General features: G+C 62.4%; 3 protein-coding genes and 1 pseudogene. All 4 read right to left on the bottom strand.

Features of this window, described 5'->3' with window-relative positions; genetic code table 11:
- Nucleotides 1-1,300: 1,300 nt before the first annotated feature.
- Nucleotides 1,301-2,488, bottom strand: a complete 1,188-nt coding sequence (locus tag AC5RWT_RS34420) for an N-acetylmuramoyl-L-alanine amidase (protein WP_494084140.1) — start codon at nucleotides 2,486-2,488, stop codon at nucleotides 1,301-1,303.
- A gap of 4 nt (nucleotides 2,489-2,492) precedes the next feature.
- Complete coding sequence (gene trxA, locus AC5RWT_RS34415; RefSeq protein WP_493972186.1) at nucleotides 2,493-2,819, bottom strand: thioredoxin; 327 nt, start codon at nucleotides 2,817-2,819, stop codon at nucleotides 2,493-2,495.
- Nucleotides 2,820-2,845: 26 nt separating this feature from the next.
- Complete coding sequence (gene trxB, locus AC5RWT_RS34410) at nucleotides 2,846-3,829, bottom strand: thioredoxin-disulfide reductase (protein WP_494084139.1); 984 nt, start codon at nucleotides 3,827-3,829, stop codon at nucleotides 2,846-2,848.
- Between the two features lie 136 nt (nucleotides 3,830-3,965).
- A pseudogene (locus AC5RWT_RS34405) lies at nucleotides 3,966-4,996 on the bottom strand (ABC transporter substrate-binding protein); the annotation flags it as partial.

Raw genomic sequence — 4,996 nt, 5'->3', positions numbered from 1 at the left:
CTGCAATGATTCCCGGTAAGTGTCGGTCGGGCCGTACCTGCCGAGAATTCAAGTTTCACGTGGAACGTTAACAGTATGTGACTGGTCACGATGGGATAGACCGGGGTTAGGCGATAGACCCGGCCTATCCGACGGGCAGGCTTCGTTATGGGCACTGCCCACTCTCGCTTCACCCCATGACGCCTACGGAGTTGGGTGCTCATCCAGTCAGAGTTGACGGCATGCGCGCGCACGACGCAGGAGTCTTGGGACGAAGAGGCGGAACGGCGCCTAAAGTTTCACGTGAAACGGCAGCCCGCACCTCAAGGACACGGGAAGTGAGATGAGCGCTGATTATTGCTCGGCAGGCTTTTCGGGCAGAGCCTCCACCGCCGCCGCCGCACGGTCACCTTGGACGCCGAGCCCCGGTCGGGAGCGCTCGTGAGTTGGTGTAGGAGACGCCAACTCGGGAAGTTGGCACCCCCGGGCTTGGAGACGATCGACAACGCGGGTCGTTTGTTGGTGGAACATGTCGGACTCCCTTGGCGAAACAGCGGGACTGGCTGACTGGCACCTCAACCATGTCCACCTGGTCTCTGGTTAGCGCCAACTCGACGCCTGGGTGCCAGCTCGCATACTTGGCGGAGCAATTGGTTAAGCAGGCCAGGAGAGCTCGTTCGCGAACGGTGGCGACAATGCCGCGAGAAGCGCGTCGCCGCGAAGGACGGGACCTCACACAATTTCTACCAGCACGTTGCTGGTGGATCCGACCGAGCGTCAAGGCGCTGCGTCAGTAGAGCCGCTACAAGACACGTCCAGATTAGTAGGGTCGGCGAGCCTGGAAGGAGGATTTTGAGAGGGGGAGCAGCCGGCCGGTTCGCGCATCATGCGGATCCCTGCTGTTTCACGTGAAACGGGGACGGCTGGGATGTTTCACCGACAGGGAAGAGACGCGGAGCCGCAACGGCCGGCCCTGCAGTTAGTTGGTTGAATCACGATGGGCGTGTGGCGTCCCGGGCACGTGCGGGCATCGTATCGGAAATCCCCTGCGGTGCGAACGGGGCGCAGGGGACCACGGCGGCGGCACGCGGAGAGGGCCAGGCTGTTTGCTACTTCTCGCTTCAGGAGGACGGCAAAGGAACCGCCATGGCGGTGAAATGGCTACAGCACCGGCCTCTTCCCGCCGGGCTGAGCTCATGCCCGAATTAGCCAGGTGCTGCAAGCCAACGCTAAAGCACGGAAGGGTCAGGCACTTTCGCAGCCTAGCGGGAACTAAGACGCAGCTTGTTTCACGTGAACGAGAGCGTCACGCGGACAGGAGTTAAAGCCCCGGGTTGAACCGAAGGACGTCGTCGAGGGCCAATGTTCCGGTGGGCTCGTCGTCTTCTTCCAGGAGATAGAGCCTCTGGATGGCGATGACAATAGAGTCCGCCAAAATTTGCCGGTAGATAGGATCGGCTAGCCGCCCAGCATCCACAGGGCTGCTGAGGTAACCCAAATCGAGTTGAACGGACGGCGTGCTCGGCAGACGGAGAATGTCCCAGCTCCGACCGTGAAGACCCAGGTTGATTGACCCAGTGCGGGCGACGACTTCCTTGAGAATCAGCTCGGCAGCACGGTGCCCGATAGGGGAACGCACTTCGCCCGACTCAGGACGACCCCAAAAGAACGCACTCACCCCGTTGGCGGCCTTCTGCGGTAACCAATCACAATGAATGGCGAGGCTCAGGCTGGGGGATGCCGTCCTGATGAGGCTTGCCCGGTCTGCGCCGCCGTCTTCAGGGTGAACGCCGATGACCTCTACCGTGGCTCCGAGCTCGGTGAGGATCTTCTCGACCCGGCGCGAGATGTCTCCCGCAACGAGCTTTTCTGTGAGAGGCAAACCAGTGGCAAGGTCGGCGACTTCCGCACGATGTTCAGCCCGGACGCCAGGGACTATGGCGACGGCGCGCCCTCTCAGCGCCGCAGAAGCTTGATGAAGCCGCTCGTAATCGCGCAGTGAAAAAGCCTGGCTGGGACTAATGCTTCGGTTGATGCGCTCCATGGAGGCAGTCAGTTGCTGGTCAGCGATGCCTGATGCTTCGAGCCCGAGATTGCTTTGAAGTTCCCGGACGGCGTGGTAGGTCCGTTCCCCGTACTCGCCGTCGATGTGTCCATAGTAGAAGCCGAGAAAAGATAGTTGGCGCTGCAGCTCTGTGACATCATCGCCGCGCAGCGGAACTCCGGCGGCCAGGTAGTTTAGCTGGCGATCGCCGAGTTTGAATTGAGCTTCCGCGAGGGCGAGTTCCGTTTCCGGGCCGACTACGCCGTCGACCATCAGGCCACGGTGTTGCTGAAACGTGCGTACGGCGGCGTCCACGTGGTCATCAAACGCGTCGGGGTTGTTTACTTGATCCGGAGCCAGATATGCCATGGAAACGCCAGCGCGTAGTAACCCTTCGCGAAGGGCTACTACGCGCCGACTAATGTCTGAACGGCGCAGACTCTGGTCCGCAGCGTCGTCTTCCATCCGGTTAGTTGAGGAACTCCGCGAATTCCTGCTCGATGACCTGCTTCGGCTTGGCACCAATGGAGGTCGCAGCTACCGCCCCGTCCTTGAAGACGTACACAGCAGGGATAGACGTAATCCCGTACTGCGCGGCAGTGGCGGGGTTGTCATCGACGTTGAGCTTAACAACCTCGACCTTGCCGGCGTGTTCGGCAGCAATGTCATCCAGAATCGGCGACAGCATCCGGCAGGGTCCGCACCATTCCGCCCAGAAATCGACGATCACGGGCTTGTCGGACTTCAGGACGTCCGCGTCGAAGGTGGCGTCAGTAACATCTCTTGCGTTGCTCATGGTTTTCTCTCTTTCTCGAACCGGGTTCAGACGGTTGCGGGTTCGGCGAGGCCGACCTGGTCGTCTGCGACGTCGGCTAGGTAATGTTCCACATCGATGGCAGCGGCACACCCGCTGCCCGAGGCGGTGATGGCCTGGCGGTAGGTGGGGTCAATGACATCACCAGCAGCGAAGACGCCCGGCAGCGAGGTCTTGGAGGAGCGGCCCTCTACAGCGATAGTGCCTTCAGGCGTCAATTCCAGTTGGTCCTTGACCAGGGAGACCCGAGGATCGTTTCCAATAGCGACGAACACTCCGGTGACGGGAAGCACTGACTCCGAACCGTCTACCGTGTTTTTGAGCTTCAGCGCGGTGACCTTGCTGTCGCCCTCAAGACCCACGACCTCGGAGTTCCAAACGAACTTGATCTTGTCGTGCGCCAAGGCACGGTCCTGCATGATCTTGGAGGCACGCAAGGTATCGCGCCGGTGGACCACGGTCACGGAGTCCGCAAACTTGGTCAGGAAGAGGGCTTCTTCCATCGCCGAGTCGCCGCCGCCGATCACCGCGATGTCCTGGCCCTTGAAGAAGAACCCGTCGCAGGTTGCGCACCAGCTGACTCCGTGTCCGGCCAGTCGCTTTTCATCGGGCAGCCCGAGCTCCCTGTACGCGGAACCGGTGGAAATGATGACCGACCGGGCGAGGAAGGTCTCGCCCGAACCGATGGTGACCTTCTTAACCGGGCCTTCCAGTTCCAGGCTGGTGACATCTTCAAACAAGATCTCGGTGCCGAAGCGCTCGGCTTGCTTCTGGAAGTTCTCCATCAGCTCCGGCCCCAGGATCCCGTCAGGAAAGCCCGGGTAATTCTCCACGTCGGTGGTGTTCATGAGCTCGCCGCCAGCCTCCACAGAGCTGGCGATAAGCAGCGGTTTGAGGTTGGCACGCGCGGTGTAGACAGCTGCCGTGTAGCCGGCCGGACCGGACCCAACGATGATGACGTCGCGGACGGACGGTGTGGTTTCTGTGCTCACTGCCTGCGAACCTCTTCCTCTGGTGATGATGTGAACCTGGCCTGGCCGCCAGCAGGGGCGGCATGGCCAACACTTCTCTCAACGATGCACTCCGCGGGCTTATTCCGTGCGCCGACGGCACACACCGCGTGCGCCGTTAGGAGACTTCGATCTCGGCCATGCGGATTCCGAAGGGCATGCCGCCCATCGGGTTGGTCAGCCTGGGCAACTGCGTGAAGTTGATCAGGACGTATTGCGCCTTGGGTGCAGCTCCGTCCTGTTCAGGTACCGGAATCGTGGTCTGCTGTGCCGTGAAGCTTCCCTGGGCGACCTGGTCGGCACCCTTCAGGGTCGGTTCGTCATTCAGGAGGACAGAGAAGTTGCCTCCGGTGCCGCTCAGCTGCGTCAGCACCACGGAACTGATGCTGGACGACTCTTCAAGCTCGACGACCAACGCCATGTTGCCCGCGTAGCCGCCGAACTGGTCGGACGCGTACTGGAAGCTGGCCCAGTAGGTGGCGGGATTGCCGTCGATGGCTTCAGGCAACCTGCCGTCGTTCTCCACGTCAAGATCCGGCATGTCCGGGACTTGGCGGGTGAGACCGGCAATGACCGGTTTGACGACTTCTGCGGCCGGTGACGTTTCTTCTTGTGCACCGGTCTCTGCCGGGGCGGAAGCGCCCCCGGTTTCGTTGCCACCCTGCGACCCGTCGGCAACGGGTCCACCGCGGAACAAATTCAGCTGGCTGACAGCCACCACGATGGCGACGACCAGCAATACCGCGAGCAGTCCGCCCACCAACAACTTGGACGACCTCGGGCTATTGCGTTCCTCGTCGTCGAACTCGTCGTACTCGTAACCGTCCGCCGCTGGTTCGCTGTCCGTGCGGGCCGCGGCGGGGAACATGGCGGCAGACCGGCCAGCGGGCTGATCGGCCCCGTCCTCCGGCCACAAGCTGACTTTGGGCTTGTCCGCCGGGGCTTGCCGGGCGGCTGGCATCCGGGTCGCTGCCGGGGTTTGCCGGGAGACCGGCGCCGTCGCCGGGTTGGCGACCGGGCGCGTTGGCGGCGCAGACGGAGGCGGCGGCACCTGGGCGCCTGCAGAGGCAGCGGCGCCCGCAGCTCCCGCAGCTCCCGCAGCGGCTCCAGCTCCGGATGCCACGCCTTGCTGGCCGAGGCCGAACCGGC

The organism is Arthrobacter sp. Dra40 (genome assembly GCF_059091905.1).
Note: the sequence above shows the minus strand (reverse complement) of the source record. Positions and strands in the feature narration are given on the sequence as shown.

Bases quoted from the DNA above. Each gene is read 5' to 3' on its own strand.
- AC5RWT_RS34420 (WP_494084140.1), bottom strand. From the start codon at position 2,488: ATGGAAGACGACGCTGCGGACCAGAGTCTGCGCCGTTCAGACATTAGT.
- trxA (WP_493972186.1), bottom strand. From the start codon at position 2,819: ATGAGCAACGCAAGAGATGTTACTGACGCCACCTTCGACGCGGACGTC.